The organism is Acidimicrobiia bacterium (genome assembly GCA_035471805.1).
Taxonomy (GTDB): Bacteria; Actinomycetota; Acidimicrobiia; order Spongiisociales; family JAHEDJ01; genus JAHEDJ01.
Window position 1 is genome coordinate 44,478 of sequence record DATIPS010000031.1, and the last position, 17,757, is coordinate 62,234.

16 protein-coding genes are annotated in these 17,757 nt (G+C 63.9%); 8 read left to right on the plus strand and 8 right to left on the minus strand.

The window, feature by feature from the left end:
- Positions 1-9: 9 nt before the first annotated feature.
- The 4 genes from VLT15_07120 to VLT15_07135 form a co-directional block, all read right to left on the minus strand.
- Positions 10-528, minus strand: a complete 519-nt coding sequence (locus VLT15_07120) for a hypothetical protein (GenBank protein HSR44985.1) — start codon at positions 526-528, stop codon at positions 10-12.
- Positions 525-908, minus strand: coding sequence for a helix-turn-helix domain-containing protein (locus VLT15_07125; GenBank protein HSR44986.1), 384 nt, complete (start codon positions 906-908; stop codon positions 525-527). Before VLT15_07125 ends, VLT15_07120 begins: the two co-directional genes overlap by 4 nt.
- Positions 909-970: 62 nt before the next feature.
- Positions 971-2,167, minus strand: a complete 1,197-nt coding sequence (locus VLT15_07130; GenBank protein ID HSR44987.1) for a 1-acyl-sn-glycerol-3-phosphate acyltransferase — start codon at positions 2,165-2,167, stop codon at positions 971-973.
- Positions 2,164-3,111, minus strand: coding sequence for an NAD-dependent epimerase/dehydratase family protein (locus VLT15_07135; GenBank protein HSR44988.1), 948 nt, complete (start codon positions 3,109-3,111; stop codon positions 2,164-2,166). The genes VLT15_07130 and VLT15_07135 overlap by 4 nt, the downstream gene beginning before the upstream one ends.
- A gap of 55 nt (positions 3,112-3,166) precedes the next feature.
- Between VLT15_07135 and VLT15_07140 the strand changes: the two genes are divergently transcribed.
- The 3 genes from VLT15_07140 to VLT15_07150 are packed head-to-tail and all read left to right on the plus strand — an operon-like array spanning position 3,167 to position 5,480.
- Positions 3,167-3,442 (plus strand): hypothetical protein, encoded by a 276-nt coding sequence (locus tag VLT15_07140; protein HSR44989.1) that lies wholly within the window; start codon positions 3,167-3,169, stop codon positions 3,440-3,442.
- A gap of 5 nt (positions 3,443-3,447) precedes the next feature.
- On the plus strand, positions 3,448-4,461 hold the full coding sequence (gene aroF, locus VLT15_07145; protein HSR44990.1) for a 3-deoxy-7-phosphoheptulonate synthase: 1,014 nt from the start codon (positions 3,448-3,450) through the stop codon (positions 4,459-4,461).
- Entirely contained in the window at positions 4,458-5,480 is a 1,023-nt protein-coding gene (locus tag VLT15_07150) for a prephenate dehydrogenase/arogenate dehydrogenase family protein (protein HSR44991.1), read from the plus strand. Before aroF ends, VLT15_07150 begins: the two co-directional genes overlap by 4 nt.
- 38 nt (positions 5,481-5,518) lie before the next feature.
- On the opposite strand, the gene VLT15_07155 is transcribed toward VLT15_07150, so the two are convergent.
- Positions 5,519-6,694 carry an amidohydrolase gene (locus VLT15_07155; protein HSR44992.1) on the minus strand — a complete coding sequence of 392 codons (1,176 nt, stop codon included), beginning with the start codon at positions 6,692-6,694 and terminating at the stop codon, positions 5,519-5,521.
- A 92-nt stretch (positions 6,695-6,786) separates the two neighbouring features.
- Positions 6,787-9,714, minus strand: coding sequence for a bifunctional [glutamine synthetase] adenylyltransferase/[glutamine synthetase]-adenylyl-L-tyrosine phosphorylase (locus VLT15_07160; GenBank protein HSR44993.1), 2,928 nt, complete (start codon positions 9,712-9,714; stop codon positions 6,787-6,789).
- Positions 9,715-9,754: 40 nt separating this feature from the next.
- Here VLT15_07160 and VLT15_07165 point away from each other — a divergent pair, with 40 nt between their 5' ends.
- The 4 genes from VLT15_07165 to VLT15_07180 all read left to right on the plus strand — a co-directional run bounded on the left by VLT15_07165 (position 9,755) and on the right by VLT15_07180 (position 14,670).
- On the plus strand, positions 9,755-11,464 hold the full coding sequence (locus VLT15_07165; protein HSR44994.1) for an NAD+ synthase: 1,710 nt from the start codon (positions 9,755-9,757) through the stop codon (positions 11,462-11,464).
- Between the two features lie 60 nt (positions 11,465-11,524).
- Positions 11,525-12,358 carry an aminotransferase class IV gene (locus VLT15_07170; protein ID HSR44995.1) on the plus strand — a complete coding sequence of 278 codons (834 nt, stop codon included), beginning with the start codon at positions 11,525-11,527 and terminating at the stop codon, positions 12,356-12,358.
- Positions 12,359-12,464: 106 nt separating this feature from the next.
- The gene (locus VLT15_07175; GenBank protein ID HSR44996.1) at positions 12,465-13,007 is read left to right on the plus strand and encodes a hypothetical protein; all 543 of its coding nucleotides are present in this window, start codon (positions 12,465-12,467) and stop codon (positions 13,005-13,007) included.
- A gap of 82 nt (positions 13,008-13,089) precedes the next feature.
- Entirely contained in the window at positions 13,090-14,670 is a 1,581-nt protein-coding gene (locus VLT15_07180; protein ID HSR44997.1) for a diguanylate cyclase, read from the plus strand.
- 22 nt (positions 14,671-14,692) lie between these two features.
- On the opposite strand, the gene mgtE is transcribed toward VLT15_07180, so the two are convergent.
- Positions 14,693-16,099, minus strand: a complete 1,407-nt coding sequence (gene mgtE, locus VLT15_07185; protein ID HSR44998.1) for a magnesium transporter — start codon at positions 16,097-16,099, stop codon at positions 14,693-14,695.
- Positions 16,100-16,244: 145 nt separating this feature from the next.
- Entirely contained in the window at positions 16,245-16,721 is a 477-nt protein-coding gene (gene greA / locus VLT15_07190) for a transcription elongation factor GreA (GenBank protein HSR44999.1), read from the minus strand.
- A 19-nt stretch (positions 16,722-16,740) separates the two neighbouring features.
- Between greA and VLT15_07195 the strand changes: the two genes are divergently transcribed.
- The gene (locus VLT15_07195; protein ID HSR45000.1) at positions 16,741-17,637 is read left to right on the plus strand and encodes an EamA family transporter; all 897 of its coding nucleotides are present in this window, start codon (positions 16,741-16,743) and stop codon (positions 17,635-17,637) included.
- Positions 17,638-17,757: the final 120 nt, after the last annotated feature.

Sequence of the window (17,757 nt, forward strand, 5' to 3'; positions counted from 1 at the left end):
CGGTCGACGCTACTTAGCGGCAGGTTGCTCGGCTGCCGGCTTGGCCGCAGTCCGGGCGGCCGGTTTCTTGGCTGCCGTTGTGGCGGCTTTCGTTGCCGGCTTCTTGGCCGCCGGTTTCTTGGCCGCCGGTTTCTTGGCCGCCGGCCTCTTGGCCGCCGGCCTCTTGGCCGCAACCTCGACCACAGGCTTCTCGACCACTTCGCCGGGCGAGAAGGACTCCCGCCACGATGAGAGAATGTCCTCGAGCTGGTCGCGCAGCTTTCCGACACGCTCCTGGATTTCATCGAGGTCCACCCTGGCACTCAGATCCTCGACGACCTTCTGCTCTGAGATCTTGCTGACGAGCTTCTCGCCTTCCTCAGCCCACAGTTCGAACTCTTTGCGAGCGTCTCCAGTCAGCTTCTCGCCCATGTCGCCGACCCGGTCGGTCAGCTTCTCGGAGAGTTCCTTGAGGGCATCGCCGGCCCGTTTCATGGCGACCATCGGTGCACCGACGGCGGCGTAGAGCGCCTTCTTGGTCTCGATCATTTCTTCTCCTGTCGTTGCGGCTCGATCCCGTCCGACTCGATCAGAGTGCGGTAGAGCTCGAGCAATACCTGTTTCTGGCGGGTGTTCAACACCGGGTCCGCTTCGACGGCCTCAACGACCGTCGGCGGCGAGAACCCATCGTCGAGCAATCCGGCCCGCACGTACATCGATTCAGCTTGAATCGACAACGCCCGGGCAAGCGACTTCAGGATCTCGGCGGACGGCTTCCGGAGTCCCCGCTCGATCTGGCTCAGGTAGGGGTTCGAAATCCCTGCCCGATCTGCCAGTCTTCGCAGTGACATCTTGGAGCGCTCACGCTGTTGACGGATGAAGTCGCCGAGCTCGAGGCGGCTCGATGCTTGTTCCGGATTCTCGCTCATCATTAGCAATATATCGCAGCTTGCTAACTTTTGCAAGCAGCGGTGAGAGTCTCCCTGCGGGCTCAGAACATCGAGCCGCGTTGTGCGAGCATCTCGTCGAGAGCCTTCTGCACGACCTCTCTGGTGTGTTCGGCCAGTTCCAGAACGGCCAGTCGATCTGTGCCCGTCCCCGGCTCCGGCGGGTCGATCGGGGGTAGGAACCTGATCTTCCATTTCACGGGGAGCGGGATCGGATTGAGGAACACGCCGAGCTCCTCGACTCGCTGTTGCGGAAAGAACTGCTTGAACAACTGGGCCAGTCGGCGTGAGCTGAACAGCGCCGGATGGACGTCCTCGGATCCGACAATCGCGACCGGGATTATCGGGGATCCGGCTTCGATGGCGAGCTCGGCGAACCCACCGCGACCGAACCGCCGGAGTTGGTAAGCCTCTGCATGCGGCTTCTGAAAAGCAGGAACACCCTCGGGAAATGCGCCTAGTAAGAAGCCGTTCTTGAGAACCCAGCGAGCGTCTTCCCTGCTGGCGAAAGCAGCTCCCGCCTTGCGGTATAGATGAGACAGAAAGGGAACGAGGTTGAGTATCTCGGTACCGACGACCCGTACCCTCCGCGGCAACTCTGCCTCATTGAGCACCGCCAGCTGGAGCATCATCCCGTCGTAGGGGATGAAAGCACCGGCGTGATTGCACACCAGAACGCCTGGCCCATGAGTCGGTACGTTCTCGATCCCTTCCACATCCACACGGAAGTACTCGAAGTAGAGGAAGTTGGCGACGTGCCAGATCATCTCGGAGACGACCGGATCGAGACCCAGCGCGTCGATGTCGTAGGAAGCCAGCAAGAGGTGCCTGATGAGGCCGGGCCAGGTGTCGAGTCCGAGATGGCCGGCGGCAGGCACGGCCAGGTCGGAGATGTTGGTACCGCCGTGCAGTGCACAACGCTCTTTGCCGGCGATGACCGGGAGTCCGCACGCGAATCCCTCGATTGTCCGCAGGGTGCACGATTGGCGGGCGTCGACCATGGATTCAAATCGTCGACCGGCACTGATTCGTCGCCTGCGCGCCTCCGAGAGTTCCGCCGGCGATACCGGTGAGCGCTCCCTTCTCCAGGGCTTCGCCTGTGATTGGAGTTCGACTCGGAGCGCTTCGATCAGTTCGCTCTTGGTCATCTTCGAGCGGCCGGAGATCCCCGCTGCCCTGGCGAAAGCGCGAAGTTCGTCCCGGGTGAGACGGTCGAGGAGCAATGACATCGAATCGGTCATCTGGTGACCCCGGGAGCGGCGACCCGGCCGTAGGCGGTCAGCACCGCCTGGCGGGCGGTGAGCTGCGGCTTCCACCCGAAGGCCTCTTTCATGCGCGTCGTGTCCATGATCCGACCGTACCGGAGGTACTGCTCGAGACTCCCCGGGAATCGATTCCCGAACATTCCGAGCGCCCCGAGAGCGACTCGATGCTGCCTTGGAAGAAGGGGCTGGGGGAGGCGTCTCCCGAGCCTCAGCACACGACTCAGGTACAGCTGGCCTTCGGCTGCGATGTTGAACGTCCCGTGGACCGGCTGTGCAACTGCATGGAGTAATGCAGAGACCACGTCTTCCTCATGGATCACCTGTATTCGCGGGTCGTATCCCAGAAGCGTCGGCACCACCGGTAGCTGTATGTATCGGCTGAGGATGTTGCCGATCTCGGTGCCGATGATCGGCGCGAAACGCAGAGTCGTGAAAGTCACGTGCGGTATGTCGAGGGCGACTTCGCCCAGCAGGCGCTCGACGTCGCGAATGCTGAGCGAGTAGGCACTGGTGGTGCGCTTCGGGGTGGTGTCCTCGTTGAGTATCGAAGGGTGGCGGGGCCCCGAACCGTAGAACACGGAGTCCGACTTCATCACGACCTTCTCGATCTCTGAGCTCCGCTCCAAAGCCCCGAACAGTCCGCGTGCTCCCATGATCACCCTGCTGTGAGACTTCTCTCGCCCGAGGATTGCGGCCCTGTCGATCGCTTGCAGGTGGACGAGAACGTGCGGCCGGACATCGAGGAAGAAGTGAGCGAAATCGAGTTCGTCGATTTCGAGCTCGTGCATCGGCGAATCGAAATCGACGGTCGGCGACAACTCGTCCACGGCGATGACTTCGACATCGGGCTGAGCCTCGAGGCGCTGAATCAAGCGGCCGCCCGTCCACGTCGCCGCTCCGGTAACCATGATTCGCCTCATCTGGCAATTGTACGACCTGGAACGGTGTCTTCGATCGGTAGGTACCATGCCCCTGATGCGAGCTCTTCTGGTTGAATCACCCGCCGACCTGCCTGCCGACTGGCTGCGGGAGCTCGCCGACGACTTCATCGAGGATCCGCAGTGCCGGGTGGTGATGTTCGGCGGCGACGAATCCGGTGCCGTTCTCTTCTCCACCTGGGCGCAGTCTCTGGTCGAGGAGGTTGCGGATGGGCTGCGGAGCACCATTCCTGCGGGTGCAACCGTTCGATTGCTCGCGTTGGCCGACAGCGGCTTCGGTGAATCCACGTCCGGCGGAGTGCTTGGAGAATGAGCTCAATGATCATCGTCATGAAAAAGGACGCCACCCAGGAAGATGTGGCTCACGTCGTCGAGCGGCTCAAGGCCATCGATTCGGAAGCCCACATCTCGGAGGGCCGGTTCCGAACAGTCATCGGGGCACTCGGCGATCGCGCCCGAATCCAGCAACTGCCCTGGGAAGCCATGCCGGGCGTCGAGCGAGCAGTCCCGGTTCTGAAACCGTTCAAGTTCGTGAGCCGCGACTTCCAGGAGGAAGACACCGTGATCGAGGTGCGCGGCGTATCGATCGGCGGGGGCAGTTTCACTCCCATCGCCGGGCCATGCGCCGTCGAGGACCGTGACCTGCTGTTTCGGGCGGCAGAGGCAGTGAAGAAGGCTGGTGCAACGGTCCTGCGCGGAGATGCTTTCAAACCCCGAACCTCCCCCTACTCATTCCAGGGGCTCGGTGAGGCCGGGCTGCAGATGCTTGCCGAGGCCCGCGAGGAGTTCGACATGCCGTTCATCGCGGAGATCCTCGATCCGCGCGATATCGAGTTGGTTGCCTCGTATGCGGACATCCTCCGGGTCGGCACACGCAACATGGCCAACTTCACATTGCTGACCGAGGTAGGGAGGCAGAGCAAGCCCGTCATGTTGAAGAGAGGCCTCACGGCCACCATCGAAGAGTGGCTGAACGCCGCGGAGTACATCTACAAAGAGGGCAATCACGACATCCTGATGTGCGAACGCGGCATCCGCACTTTCGAGACCGCCGCGCGCAATACGCTGGATATCACAGCAGTACCGATTCTGAAGAACCTGTCGCATTTGCCGGTCATCGTCGATCCATCGCATGCTGCCGGTCATCGCCACCTGGTTGCTCCGCTTGCCAGGACTTCGGTGGCCGCAGGCGCCGATGGGTTCATGGTCGATGTCCATCCGGACCCCGAACTCGCCAAGGTCGACGGTGCACAGGCGCTGCTGCCGGAGGAGTTTGCCGAGTTGATGGGGTCGATTCGCCGACTCGTCGCGGCCGTCGGTCCTCAAGGGTGACTGCTCGACAGGCTGCCGTGGTCGGCACCGGCTTGATCGGTGCTTCCACCGGGCTCGCCCTCCGCTCGACCGGATGGCGGGTGGTGGGCTGGGATCCCGATGAGTCGGCGTTGGCCACCGCCCTCGAAGGCGGCGCACTCGATGCTGCGCTCCCGTCGTTGCCCGCCGCGATCGAGGGAGCACAACTCATCGTTCTCGCCGGACCTCCGCGAGCGGTCATCTCTACCCTCGGAGATCTGGACACCGGTGCTCTCGTCATCGATGTCGCCGGTGTCAAGGAACCGGTCTGCCGGGCGGCGGCCCACCTCGACCATTTCGTCGGCACCCACCCGATGGCCGGGCGCGAACAGTCCGGCCCGGGAGCCGCTTCCGGTTCCCTGTTCCGCGGTGCCAGCTGGGTGATCGTTGAGGATGGAGCCGACTCTGCAGACCTGGAGAGGGTCGCCGGGATCGTGATGTCCATGGGCGCTAATCCGGTGCGCATGTCGGCGGCCGAGCACGACCTGGCCGTCGCGATCGTCAGTCATCTGCCGCAGGTGCTGGCGGCGACTCTTCTCGGCGAGGCCGAGCGGCACGATGAGGCCCTTCCTCTCGCTTCCGGCAGTTTTCGCGACCTGACCCGAGTCGCCCTCTCCGATCCGGAGTTGTGGAACGAGCTGCTGGGGGAGAACCGTGCTGCCGTCGTGTCGGAACTCCGCAGCTTCGCCGAGCGACTCGGAGTCATCGCCGACGATGTCGAGTCGAACACAGGCGTTACGGAGTTTCTCAGCAGGGCGAGGGCTCTGCGGAGAACCCTGGCCCCGCCGGTGATGGCCGTTCGAGTGATACTGGAAGATCAGCCCGGTGAGCTCGCCGCGGTGGGCCGTGCCCTAGCCGTCAGCTCGGTCGATGTTCGTGACCTTCAACTCCGGCACGGCCCCCAGGGAGGCGGCGGCGTGCTGACACTTTCGGTGCGCCCCGGCGAGGCGGAAGCATTGCGCGGTGCGCTGGCGAATGAAGGCTTCACGCTGGGGGATTGACAGGGCGCCGCGTCCCAATGTCGGTTGGCGAATCGGACTCACCACCTGCATTGCATCAGGCGCAGCATGCTCGCCGCTCCGACCAGGATCCCGTGTTCGATCGCGTCTTCGTCGATATCGAATGACGCCGAGTGCAGATCCACCTTCCTATCCGGGAGGCCGGAGCCGAGGCGCAGGAGGGCACCGGGGACCAGATCCAGGAAGCGGGCAAAATCCTCGGCACCGAGGCTTGCGTGGGTCTCGGCGACGGCCTGGGTTCCGAGCACCTCATGTATGGCGAACTCGACTTCCGATAGAACCCCGGCGTCGTTGACGACGGGGGGAATGCCCCGCTGGTAGTGCACGTCGGCCTTCGCTCCGACGGGAGCCACGATATCTCGCACCAGGGCGTGTACCCGATCGGGCATCAAGTCCCAGGTGGTTCGATCCAGGATGCGTACCGTGCCCGTCATCGTGACGCTGGTTGGAATGACGTTGTCTGCCTTGCCGCCGTGAATGGTTCCGAAAACGAGCGACATGGGAGTCCGGGCGTCCAGAGTGCGGTTCAGGAGAGTCGGTAACTCCGTCACGACGCGTCCGGCCGCGTAGACGGCGTCGACCGTTTCGTGAGGTCGCGCGGTGTGCCCGCCGGGGCCGCTGACCGTGATTTCGAAGCGATCGGATGAACTGGTGATTGGTCCTATCTTCAACCCGATCTTGCCGGTTGTCAGCGATGGATCCATGTGGAAGGCGATGAGGGCTGAGACACCCTCGACGACGCCTTCGCGAACCATGTCGAAGGCGCCGCCCGGGAAGGTCTCCTCCGCTGGTTGGAAGATGAACCGCGCTCGTCCCGGCAACGGTCCGAACTCCGAGAGCACCAGTGCAATTCCCAGACCAATAGCCGTGTGCCCATCGTGCCCGCAGGCGTGCATGACGCCCGGATTGGTCGAGGAGAAGGGCAAGTCGGTTGCTTCGGTTATGGGCAGGGCATCGAGGTCCGCCCTGAACCCGATCAATGTTCCCTCTGTTCCAAGGTCGGCGGTCAGGCCCGTATGTCCGAGCCTGACTCTGGGCCGGATCCCCACGTCGCGAAGGGTCGCGTCGATGAGCGCAGTCGTTTCGTATTCCTCATTTCCCAGCTCAGGGTTGGCGTGAATGATCCTGCGCAGGCTTATCGCCGTGGGAGTGACCTCCCTGACGATTTTCTGCAGTCGTTTCACATCGGTGTTCATGGGTGCCTTCCTGACCGCGCCGTTGGGGGTCAAACCGGCGGGAAATCCGGTGCAATGGTATCGGTTCCGGGGAAGCTCTGCGTCGCCGGTGCTCAGTCCTCGTAGAACCGTTTCTCGAAGACCCCCCGGGAGCGCCGTGTTGCCTTCCGATAGTCCTCACGAAGGCTGCTGACCGACCCGCCCGGGTAGCCGAGCAGCACTGCCAGGCGAGCGAGTTCGACGGGGTCGGTGGGCAACGAGCCGACATCGCGGCCGGTCTGCAGGTACAAACGGTTGCGCAGCCTGGTGCAAAACCGGTACGCCTGGGCAAGATAGGCCCCTTCGGATTCGGTCAGCAGGCCGGTGTCGACGGCTGCTGCGAGGGCCGTCAACGTTGCCGGTTCCCGTAGCGCCTCGATGTTTGCTCCGTGTCGCATCTGCAGTAGCTGGGTGAGGAACTCCACATCCACGAGACCCCCTCTTCCCAACTTGAAGTGGAAGTCCGGGTCTTCCCCCGGAGGAACTCTCTCTGCCTCGATGCGAGCCTTCATGGTGCGGATTTCACGGATACCGTCCGGCATGAGACTTGCTGGGAAGGCGAACCGACTTGCCAGGGCTGTGAAGGCTTCACCGGGCCCAGGATCGCCACCGGCCCACCTCGCCCTGATGAGTGCCTGGTGCTCCCATATCGCCGACCATCGCTCGTAGTACTGGCGGTAACCGTCGATGGTGCGGGCCAGCGGACCGTCCTTGCCTTCCGGTCGCAGACCCGCGTCGACGCGGTACGCGATGCCCTCCTGAGTCACCTTCCCCAGAGCTGCGGTGAACGAACGAGCCAGCTCATCGGCGGCCGTTCGAGCCGCCTCCCCATCGACGCCCGCGGGAACGTCGTAGACGAAGAGTACGTCGAGATCGGACGGATATCCCAGTTCCAGCCCACCCCACTTGCCCATCGCGACCACGGCAAAGGGAAGCTCGGTTACCGCCTCTCCGGCGGATTCGGCCCTGGCAATTCGGAGGGCGGCGGCTACCGCTCCGTCGGCCAGGTCTGCCAGTTCCCGGGCGATCGAGGATTCCTCGGCGAGGTCGAGAAGGTCGCGGGCGAGTATCCGCAGGAGTCTGCTGCGCACAAATCTCCGCAGGGCATTCAGGCGCCTGTCGTAGGACGGGCGAAGCATGACGTAGTCGACGGCATCCTTGATCACACCCGACCGGTCGATCGGACGGCCGATGCGGCCGTCGTCGCCGAGTTCGGGCAGAAATCGAGGAATGCGATCGATGAAACGTCCGGCCACCCGGCTGGATCCGAGCAGGAAGCACAATCGTTCGGCTGCCACCGGGTCATCCCGAAGGACTGAGACCAGCGGGTTGTTGTCCTTGGTGTTGGTCACGAGGAGGCGCAACTGCTCCAGACCCATATCCGGGTCGGGGGTTCGGGACAACCACTCCAGCAGCAGAGGGAGCGTCTGCTGCATGAGTTTCGACCGGCGTGACAGTCCGGCCGTCAGGTCGCCGGCGGCCCGGCGGGCACCGGAAACGTCGCGGAATCCGAGGGCAGTGAGCTGGCGGTCCACCCCTTCCGGCGTCAATGTGACTGTCGGGGACGCGCCGAACGCTTCGAGCAGCGGGCGGTAGAAGAGCCTCTGGTGGATCGTTCGCGCCACGCTGCGATGTGTAACGAGATCTTGCTCGAAGAGCCGAAGAGCCGCGACTCCTGGTTCGTCCCGGTAGCCCATCGCTTTCGCCAGACTCTCCCGCTCGCCCGACGTGTCGGGCAGAGTGTGGGTCTGGCGAAGATCTACGAGCTGGATACGATGTTCGAGAGTGCGCAACCAGACGTATGCGACCGACATGTCCTCCGCGTCGGTCCGGCCCACGTATCCCTCATTCGCGAGGGTTCGCAGTGTGTCCAGCGTGTTCGCCGAGCGGAGGTGAGGGTCGAATCGGCCGTGCACCAGCTGCAGGAGCTGCACGGCAAACTCCACATCGCGAATCCCTCCGATTCCACGTTTGATCTCCTTTTCCTCCACGCCCTGGTCGGCTGCCCGTCCTTCAATCCGCCCCTTCATCTCGCGTACCTCTCGCACTGCGGACGGATCGAGGGTCTCCGGATAGATGAAGGGCTCGACGGCAGCCATGAAGGAAGCTCCGAGTTCATCGTCTCCTGCTGCGGGGCGCGCCTTGATCAGAGCCTGAAACTCCCAGGTCTTTGCCCAGCGCTCGTAGTAGGTCCGGTAGGAGTCGACGGTGCGGGTGAGCGGCCCGCTCCGCCCTTCGGGTCGAAGGTCGGCATCGACCTTGTAGGCCGCTCCGTCTGCGGTCAGCTGGGCCAGCGCCGCCATGAAAGTGATCGACACCTTCCGTGCGTAATCTGCTGCTCTGGGTCCGTCGACCCCCGGCGGGGCACCGTGCACGAACAGGACGTCGATGTCCGATGAGTAGTTGAGTTCAAGGCCGCCCCACTTCCCCATCGCGATGACCGCGATCGGGATGTCGGGGAGGTCAGAAAAGGCCGGAGCGGCGCGCACCGCCCGGTGGGCTGCCTCGAGTGCGAGCGCGGCGGCCCGGTCTGCCAGTCTCGCCAGGGAGTTCCCCACTGCCGCGAGGTCATCGAATGCCATGAGATCTCCGACCGCGATGCCGAGCATCGAAGCTCGAACATATCGTCGTATGACCCGGAGCGATTCATCGAAGGTTCCCCCGAGTTCGGGTAGCCGGGGAGGAGCCTCGCCGGGTCCGCGCAGCAATCCGGGCTCCGAGATCAGTTTCTGGGAGAAGTTCCTGCTGGCGCCCGCGATGGCAACCAACGCCAGACCGAACTGACTGTCGGTGAGAGTCCTCGCCGCTACCTCGGAATCCCGCTCCAGGATCGAGGCAATGCGCTCGAGGGCTCCCTCCGGGTCGGGTCCGGACCGTACGGCACTGAGGAGCGGGACGGCGGCGCCGGCGACCCGGCCGTCGGTCAGCCATCCGGCCCGGGTTAGCCGCGGAGCCAGTTCGGGCCAGATGCCGTATCGGGATGGTGACCGGTTTGCGTTCATTCCCGCCCTTGGATAGTCGGCGCTTTCCTAAGCTACGCCCATGCAAAACCTTCGCGTGGCAGGAGCGCAACTCGACGTGGTCGTTGGAGACCTGCTCGGCAACGAGCAGAAGATCATCTCCGCCATGACCTGGGCAGAGGAAATGTTCGCAGATGTGCTGGTCCTGCCCGAGCTGGCCGTTACCGGCTATCCCCCTGAGGACCTCTTGTTGCGAGAGGGTTTCATAGACGCAAATCTGGAGGTGCTGCAACGATTGGCGGCGGCTGCCGGGGACGTCGTCACCGTGGTGGGGTTCGTCGACAGAACCAGCACAGGCCGTCCTCCTCACGGGGATGCAGTAGGGCGGTCCCTCGCCAATGGAGCTGCACTCCTCCACGACGGGGCCGTGCGCGGTGTCTATCACAAGGTCCTCCTGCCGGACTACGGGGTATTCGACGAGACCCGCTACTTCGTGCGCGGCGGCGACGACGCGGCTCTCTGGGGAATCGACGGTGTCGCGGTTGGAATCTCCGTCTGCGAGGACATCTGGGTGGAGGACGGGCCGCCTTCGCAGCAAGCCGCGAGCGGTGCTCAGATCCTCTTGAACATCAATGCCTCTCCGTTTCACTACGGCAAAGCGACCCAGCGCGAGGAGATGCTCCGCCGACGCGCGATCGAGGCGGCGACTCCCGTTGTCTACGTCAACCAGGTGGGTGGACAGGACGAGCTGGTATTCGACGGTGCAAGCGTCGTCCTCGGCGCTGATGGAGGGCTTCTCTATCGCGCCCCGCAGTTCGTCGAGCAGAGGTTCGTCGTCGACGTGCCGGTCGCCGAACGGAAGTCCGACCGGGTGCTCGACTCGATCTCCTCGGAACGCGTGGGCAGGCGCTCGCTCGGTCCCGTCGAGCCGGTTCCGCTCCTCCAGTCCCCTGAAGCCGAGGTGTATCGAGCGCTGGTGGTGGGCCTCAGGGATTATGTGCGCAAGAACGGATTCGAGCACGTCGTCGTCGGACTCTCCGGCGGCATTGATTCGGCGCTGACTGCGGCCATTGCAGCCGATGCGCTGGGGCCGGATCATGTCTGGGGTATTTCGATGCCTTCTCGTTTCAGCTCGGAGGGATCTGTGGCGGATGCCAGGGAGCTCGCCGAGCGTTTGGAGATACGATTCGATGTCATCCCGATGGACGGCGTCTTCGCCTCCTACCTCGACACGCTCTCCCCGGTCTTCGCAGGCGAGCCGTTCGGGGTGGCAGAGGAGAACCTCCAAGCCCGGATTCGCGGTGCAATCCTCATGGCGGTGTCGAACAAGTTCGGCGGGATGGTCGTCGCGACGGGCAACAAATCAGAGATGGCCGTCGGCTACGCCACTCTCTACGGGGACATGGCAGGTGGATACGCCGTTTTGAAAGACGTGCTGAAGACTCTCGTCTACCGTCTTTCGGAATGGCGCAACCGCGACCGGGAAGCGATACCGCGCTCGATCATCGACAAACCGCCGTCTGCCGAGTTGCGCCCCGGCCAACTCGACAGCGACAGCCTTCCCGACTACGAAACGCTCGACGGGATCCTGGCGGGATATGTGGAGGAGGACCTCTCGGTGGCGAGCATCGTCGCCAGAGGCTATCCGCAGGACGTCGTCACGAAGGTGACCCGAATGGTGGATCGGAACGAGTACAAGCGACGGCAGGCGGCCCCGGGAGTCAAGATAACGACGAAGGCTTTCGGCAAGGACCGCAGGCTTCCGATCACCAGCAGGTACGTCGACGGCTGAGAGGCGCTGCCGGACCGGCAGGCGACCGACGAACATCGGCTCACAGCTACCCTCCGTCCCATGCGAGTCCTAATAGACGGCCATGAGGCCGACCCTGCAACTGCATCCATCTCTGTGTTCGACTGGGGAGTAGTGCGAGGAGACGGGTGCTTCGAAGCGCTCCGATCTTACGAAGGCGTCGCCTTTGCCGTTGATGCCCATTTGGATCGGCTTTGGAACAGCGCCTCCGTCCTGGGCATGGAGGCTTCACTGCCCGATCGCGAGACTCTGGCCGGCTGGATCGCCGCGGCGGCCGCTGATGGGGGCGACTGCGTGGTACGGGTCATCGCCACCCGAGGCGGCACCGATGCACACGTCGAGGCACCGCCGAGGTTGATCGTCTTCTGGGAGGAACTGCCCGACCTTCCCGCCTCGCTCTCACTGGCGGAGATTTCCGCACCCTGGCATCCCGGTGGGTTTCCGTGGGCGCTCGCCGGCGTCAAAGGCCTCTCATACGGGCCGAACATGGCATCGATGCGAATGGCGAAGGCGGCCGGTTTCGACAATGCGCTGCTGGTGAGCAGGGAGGGCGTGATGCTCGAGGGTCCCACCAATTCGATCGGGTGGGTGGTCGATGGCGGAGTCGAAACCCCATCGCTCGATCTCGGCATATTGTCTTCGATAACCCGGACCGTGACGCTGGAAGCAGCGGCCGAGCTCGGATTCGATGTTCGCGAGGGTCACTTCCCGACTTCGAGACTCGATCTGGCCGCGGAGTTCTTCATCTTGTCGACGGTCAATGAGGTGATGCCGGTAACTCAGGTCGGCGATCGGACCTTCGAGCCCGGGCCCGTTACTTTTCAGTTGCAGGAGGCCTTTCGCCGGCGCGTCCGGGCGGCAACACGTTCGATCTGATCGCGCCGGCCGGGTTCCGGCCGCGCCGGAGTTGGGGGAGCGCCGAAGTCTGCTTGCCGGCGGATGGTCGAAGGAACTAGGTGGAGTTCGTGTACGTTTCAGGGTCATGCGAACTCGAATTCTGATTCTGGGCCTCAGCGGATTGCTCGTGCTGGCCGCGTGCAGCGGTGACGGCGAGGAAACCACCACGCTTCCCGAGGACGGGTCGACAACCGCCACCAGCCCGGCAAGCGGCGGAGACTCCTCCGCAAACGGATCGGCGGACACGCCCGACACGACCGAACCGGAGGACACGACGACCACGACCTCGGGCGAGGCATCGCTGCCGAAGTACGACATCGCTCACAGGAGTCCCGGAGACAACGGGGATCTGCTGGTGGTCGTTCTCGAAGGTGTCGGTGATGGTGTATCCGACCACGATCTGGAACAGGTCATTCTCGACGTTGTCGACACCTTTGGACCCGTTGCAGAAGCACACATCATCGATGATGCGTCTGTTCTCGATCTCGTGCTGGCCGATCCGGCCGATCTGTCGGACGAGCAGAAGGCAGATCTGGATGCGCATTATCTGCTGAAGCTCGTCGACGGGACGTCTGTGTCCTTCCAGGGACCGTTCCAGGATATCCCTGGTTACGAAATCGGTTCGTAGAGTTCCTCAAAGAAGAGCCGGTTCGCGCCGATAGTCATGTTGAAGCTATCGGACGCGGAGGGCCGCTCTGGACATTCGAGTGATGATCGTCGACGGCGATGCTACCGCCCGTGCAGCCACGGCAAGTGTGCTGGTCGGTTCGGGGTTGGATGTTGTCGTTGAAGCCTCCACCGGTGAGGAGGCTCTGCAGCGGGCGCGGGTCATGTCCCCGACTGTGGCCGTCATCGACGTATCCCTGCCCGGAATGGGGGCCGTCACTGCCGCCAGACGGCTGCGCGATCTGTCGCCGCACCGGCTCGAAATAGTGGCCATAGCTTCCTTCGGCGATGTGGCGCGCTTGGGAGAGATGGTATCGACCGGAACCGCCGCCTACGTGGTGAAGGGCAAACCGGCCGATCTGATAGGGGCAATTCGCGCGGTGGCCAGCGGGTCGGGGCTGCTCTCGGCCGAAGCCAGTCGGCCCGTCCTCGAGGAGATCAGCCGCCTCTACGAGCGTGAGCGGGAGCGCAACGAGGAACTCGAACAGTCGGTCACACAGCTGCAGGCTCTGTCCGTGACGGATTGGCTCACCGGCCTCAAGAACCATGGTTATTTCTTCGACCGGCTCGGCGAGGAACTCGAACGAGCCCGCCGCTACGACCGCCCGCTGGCGGTGGTGATGGCCGACATCGACGACTTCAAAGCGATCAACGACAACTACGGCCACAGCACCGGCGACGCCGTGTTGCGAGGCATGGGTGAGGCATTCCGACGGCAGATTCGAGAAGTCGACATCGCCTGCCGTGTCGGGGGTGAGGAGTTCGGGATCATCATGCCCGAAACGGATGCCGAGGGTGCCATCCAGGCTGCCGAACGGATCCGGCTGGCCGTTGCCGACCAGCCGATGCCCGGTGTCGGCAGGGTGACCATCAGCCTCGGGGTCTCGGTGTTTCCTCACGATGCCCAGTCGGCCAAGGACATCGTCGAAGCATCGGACCGTGCGCTCTACTCGGCGAAGCGCGCAGGCAAGAACTGCACCAAACTCGCCGGCGGAGCTCCGGCGTTCGCCGGGTCGGGCCGAGCTCTGGCATCGATCACACCGGTAGTGGGAACGTTGCTGGCCGCTCTGCGCATGCGGGCACCATGGCTGGCCGACCATTCCGTCCGGGTTGCAGAGCTGGCCACGCAGATAGGCACCATTCTCGAACTGCGGGTCTTCGAACTCGAGCGCCTGCGGTTGACGGGACTCCTGCATGATGTCGGGATGCTCGCCGTTCCGGATTCGGTGCTGCTCAAGACCGATCCACTCACCCCGGCGGATTGGGCGACCATCCGCTCGCACGCCACCAACGGATTCCAGCTCATCGCCGACGCGGTCCACGAGGATGTGGCCGACGGGGTGTTGTGCCACCACGAGCAGTTGGACGGCGAGGGATACCCTCGCAAGCTGTCCGGCGATGACATTCCCCTATTCGCCAGGATCGTTCTGGTGGCCGATGCATACGATGCGATGGTGTCCGAACGGCCGCACCGACCTCCGCTGACCTCCGACGAGGCTCTCTCGGAACTGCGCGCCAACGCGGGCGGACGGTTCGACCCTGAGGCTGTGCGGGCGATGATCGAGGTCGACCGGCAGATGAACACGACCGCCACCGTCTTGGAGTTCCCGGGCAAGACGGGCTGAGTTCCGCCGGCAGTTGCGGTATCTAACCCAGCAGTAGTGCGGCGACGGCCAGGAAGCCTCCGAAGCCGACGATGTCGGTGATCAACGTGAGGAAGATGCTCGACGCCTGCGCGGGGTCGAAACCCAGCTTCCTCATCAACAGTGGGATCCCCGATCCTGCAAAGCCGGCGATCGTGACGTTGCCGAGAGCCGCGATGCCCACGGCCAACCCGACCAGGATCGATGAGGAGGTCGATTGGAAGACGCCGGTACCGAGCAGCAGAATTGCCAGGGCGCCGGCGGCAACCGCCAGGGCGGCACCGTTCATCACGCCGATGGCCAGCTGACGGCGGAGCACCGGAAGAACCTGTGTTCCCGGCACATCATCGGTTGCAAGCGCCCTGATGACGACGGCCAGGCTCTGGAACCCGCTGTTTCCCCCGAGTAGGGCGATGACCGGCATGAGCGCGGCCAACACCGGCTCGTCCTCGATGATGCCGGTCTGTGCCTCGATCACGAACGTGACCACCAGTGCGAGCATGAGATTGAGGCTGAGCCAGGGCAGCCGCATGCGAACGGATCCGAGAACCGAGCTGAACACGGTCTCGTGCGCTCCGGCACCGGTGGCGAGGGCGAAGTCCTCGGAAGCTTCCAACTGGATTGCCTCCATGATCTCCTCGTTGGGGAGCCTGCCGAGCAACCGGCCCTTGTCGTCGACAACCGGAAGGCTGTAGAGGTGGTAGCGCTGGGCCAGTTCGACTGCCGTCTCGCGATCGGTTAGCGGGGTGACGGCGACGGGGTCGGGGATCATGACCTCACCGAGATCGGCACCCGGACGCTTGAACACAAGTTCTCTGAATGACAAGACCCCAAGCAGCTTGCCGTCGTCATCCACGATGTAGACGTAGGACAGATCCTCGAGTTCCTCGTTCATCTGACGGATCCGCTCTATCGCTTCCCCGGCCGTAATGCCGATAGGAAGTGAGGCGAACGAAGACGTCATATGGCCGCCGGCGGTGTCTTGCGGATACTCGAGGAGCAGCCGGACCTCATCGGTGAAGAACGGCTCCAGTTTCTCGATCAGCTCTCGCTGCGCGTCCGGCTGGAGCCGGTGGATGATGTCGGCTGCCTCATCGGCAGGCATTTCCTCGAGCAGGTCGGCGGCGTCCTCCGGGTCGAGCTCCTGGAGGATGTCGGCGGCGAGGTCGTCGTGCATCTCTTCGAGGACGTACGCCGCGTCGTCTGGGTCGAGGTCGGCGATGAGGTCGGTGGCTGCTTCCTCGCCGAGTTCCTCGAGGATGTCGGCTGCGTCGTGCGGATCGGCTTCGGCCAGCGCCTCCCACTCTTCGTGGTGGGTATCGAGGTACTTCTCTACCTCCTCCGGACTGCGGCGAGCCAGAAGCCTGAGTCTGGTGGCGAGTTCGCGCGGACTATGAAGGCGGAGTTTCATGCTGGCCTCGGGGCGATGGTTGGATCAGTTGTCAGGCTAACCCGGCAGGGAATCGGCAATTGGCAATTCGGGCGGGGCTGCTTCCCCGACGGCGGGGGAGCGGACCAGTACCCAGAACTCAGAGTTGAAGTTGTACCTCTGAGAGCTACCCCTCGAAAGGTCTGACCGCCTCGACCCGCATTGTGAAGACTCCCCCCGGAGCCTCGTAGCTGACCTCATCGCCTATGGCGGCCCCGAGCAGGGCGCTGCCGAGCGGGCCGGATGGAGAGGCCAGCAGGAAGCCGGGAACTCTGTTCTCGGTCGGTGCAACGAAATACTCCATCGAATCGCCGTCGGAGTCGACGACCGTAACGATGGTGCCGACCTGTACAACTCCCGTGTCCTCGGCCTCGCGAACTTCGGCGGTGTCGAGCAGGTGCCTGATCTGACGTATCCGGGCTTCCATCATGCCCTGCTCGTTCTTGGCCGCGTCGTAGTCGGCGTTCTCGCGAATATCTCCGTGGGAGCGTGCTTCGGCGATGCGCTCCTCGATGTGGATCCGGCCTTCGGTTGTGAGGTATTCGAACTCTTCTCGCAGCTTCTTGTGTGCCGCAGGAGTGAGCCAAGTGGTCTGATTGGTCATGGCGGGGCAGGATAGCCCCATGCAGAGGACTAACAACAGGGGTTCGGCCTTCGCGCTGGCCATAAGCGCAGCATTGCTGTTCGGCATAAGCGGGGCAATTGCGAGCGATGCGCTGTCGGTCGTGAGTCCGGCGCGGGCGGCTCAATCGAGGGCGATGGTCGCCGTGGTCCTGTTGTTGCCGTACGCCTGGTACCGACGCAAGCTGGCGAGCCGGGGGCCGTGGTCGGTGCTGCTCCTGTTCGGGGCAAGCCTGACCGCGGTCAACGTCGCCTACTACGAGGCCGTGGATCGAATCGGGGTAGGACCGGGCATGACCTTGCAGTTCCTCGCTCCGATGATGGTGCTCGTCTGGATGCGGACCGCAGAACACAGATCGATTCTCCGGTCGGCCTGGCTGGCTGCTGCCGTTGCCGTCGCCGGCACTGCGCTGATTGCGGATGTATGGCAGGGGAGTTCGATGGATCTAGTCGGCGTCGGGGCCGGCCTGGCGGCCGCGGCGACCTTCGCCGTCTATCTAGTGATCGGTGAGCGGCTGGGAACCACCATGGCTCCGTCCGGCATCATGGCCTACGGATTCACCATCTCGGCGCTCATGTGGGCAGTAATCCAACCCGTCTGGTCGTTTCCCACGGACCTCCCGGTGAAGGTCTGGGGAGAACTGATCTGGATGGGGGTTCTCGGCACTGCGATCCCGTTCATGCTTGAGTTGCAGGCCCTGCAGCGGGCTTCCGCCGGCTTGGTGGGGGTCATCGCCACCGCCGAGCCGGTGATTGGTGCCGTTGCGGCGCTGCTGATGTTCTCGGAGAAGATGGCCCCGGTGCAGGTGGTCGGCATGGTGCTGATCGTTGGTTCGGTCGCGTCCGTCCAGCGCCGTGGGGTGGCGGAGGTGGAGGTGCCGCTGGATGCGGGAAGATGAGGCGAGGAGGCAGTTGGCGGCTCGCGCACTGCGAGAAGCACCGGGCCACAGGCGAGGAGACTGTGCTGCGGCAGAGCCCGGTGGTCCCCCTTCCGCCGGGCCCCAGACCGTCTAGCGATA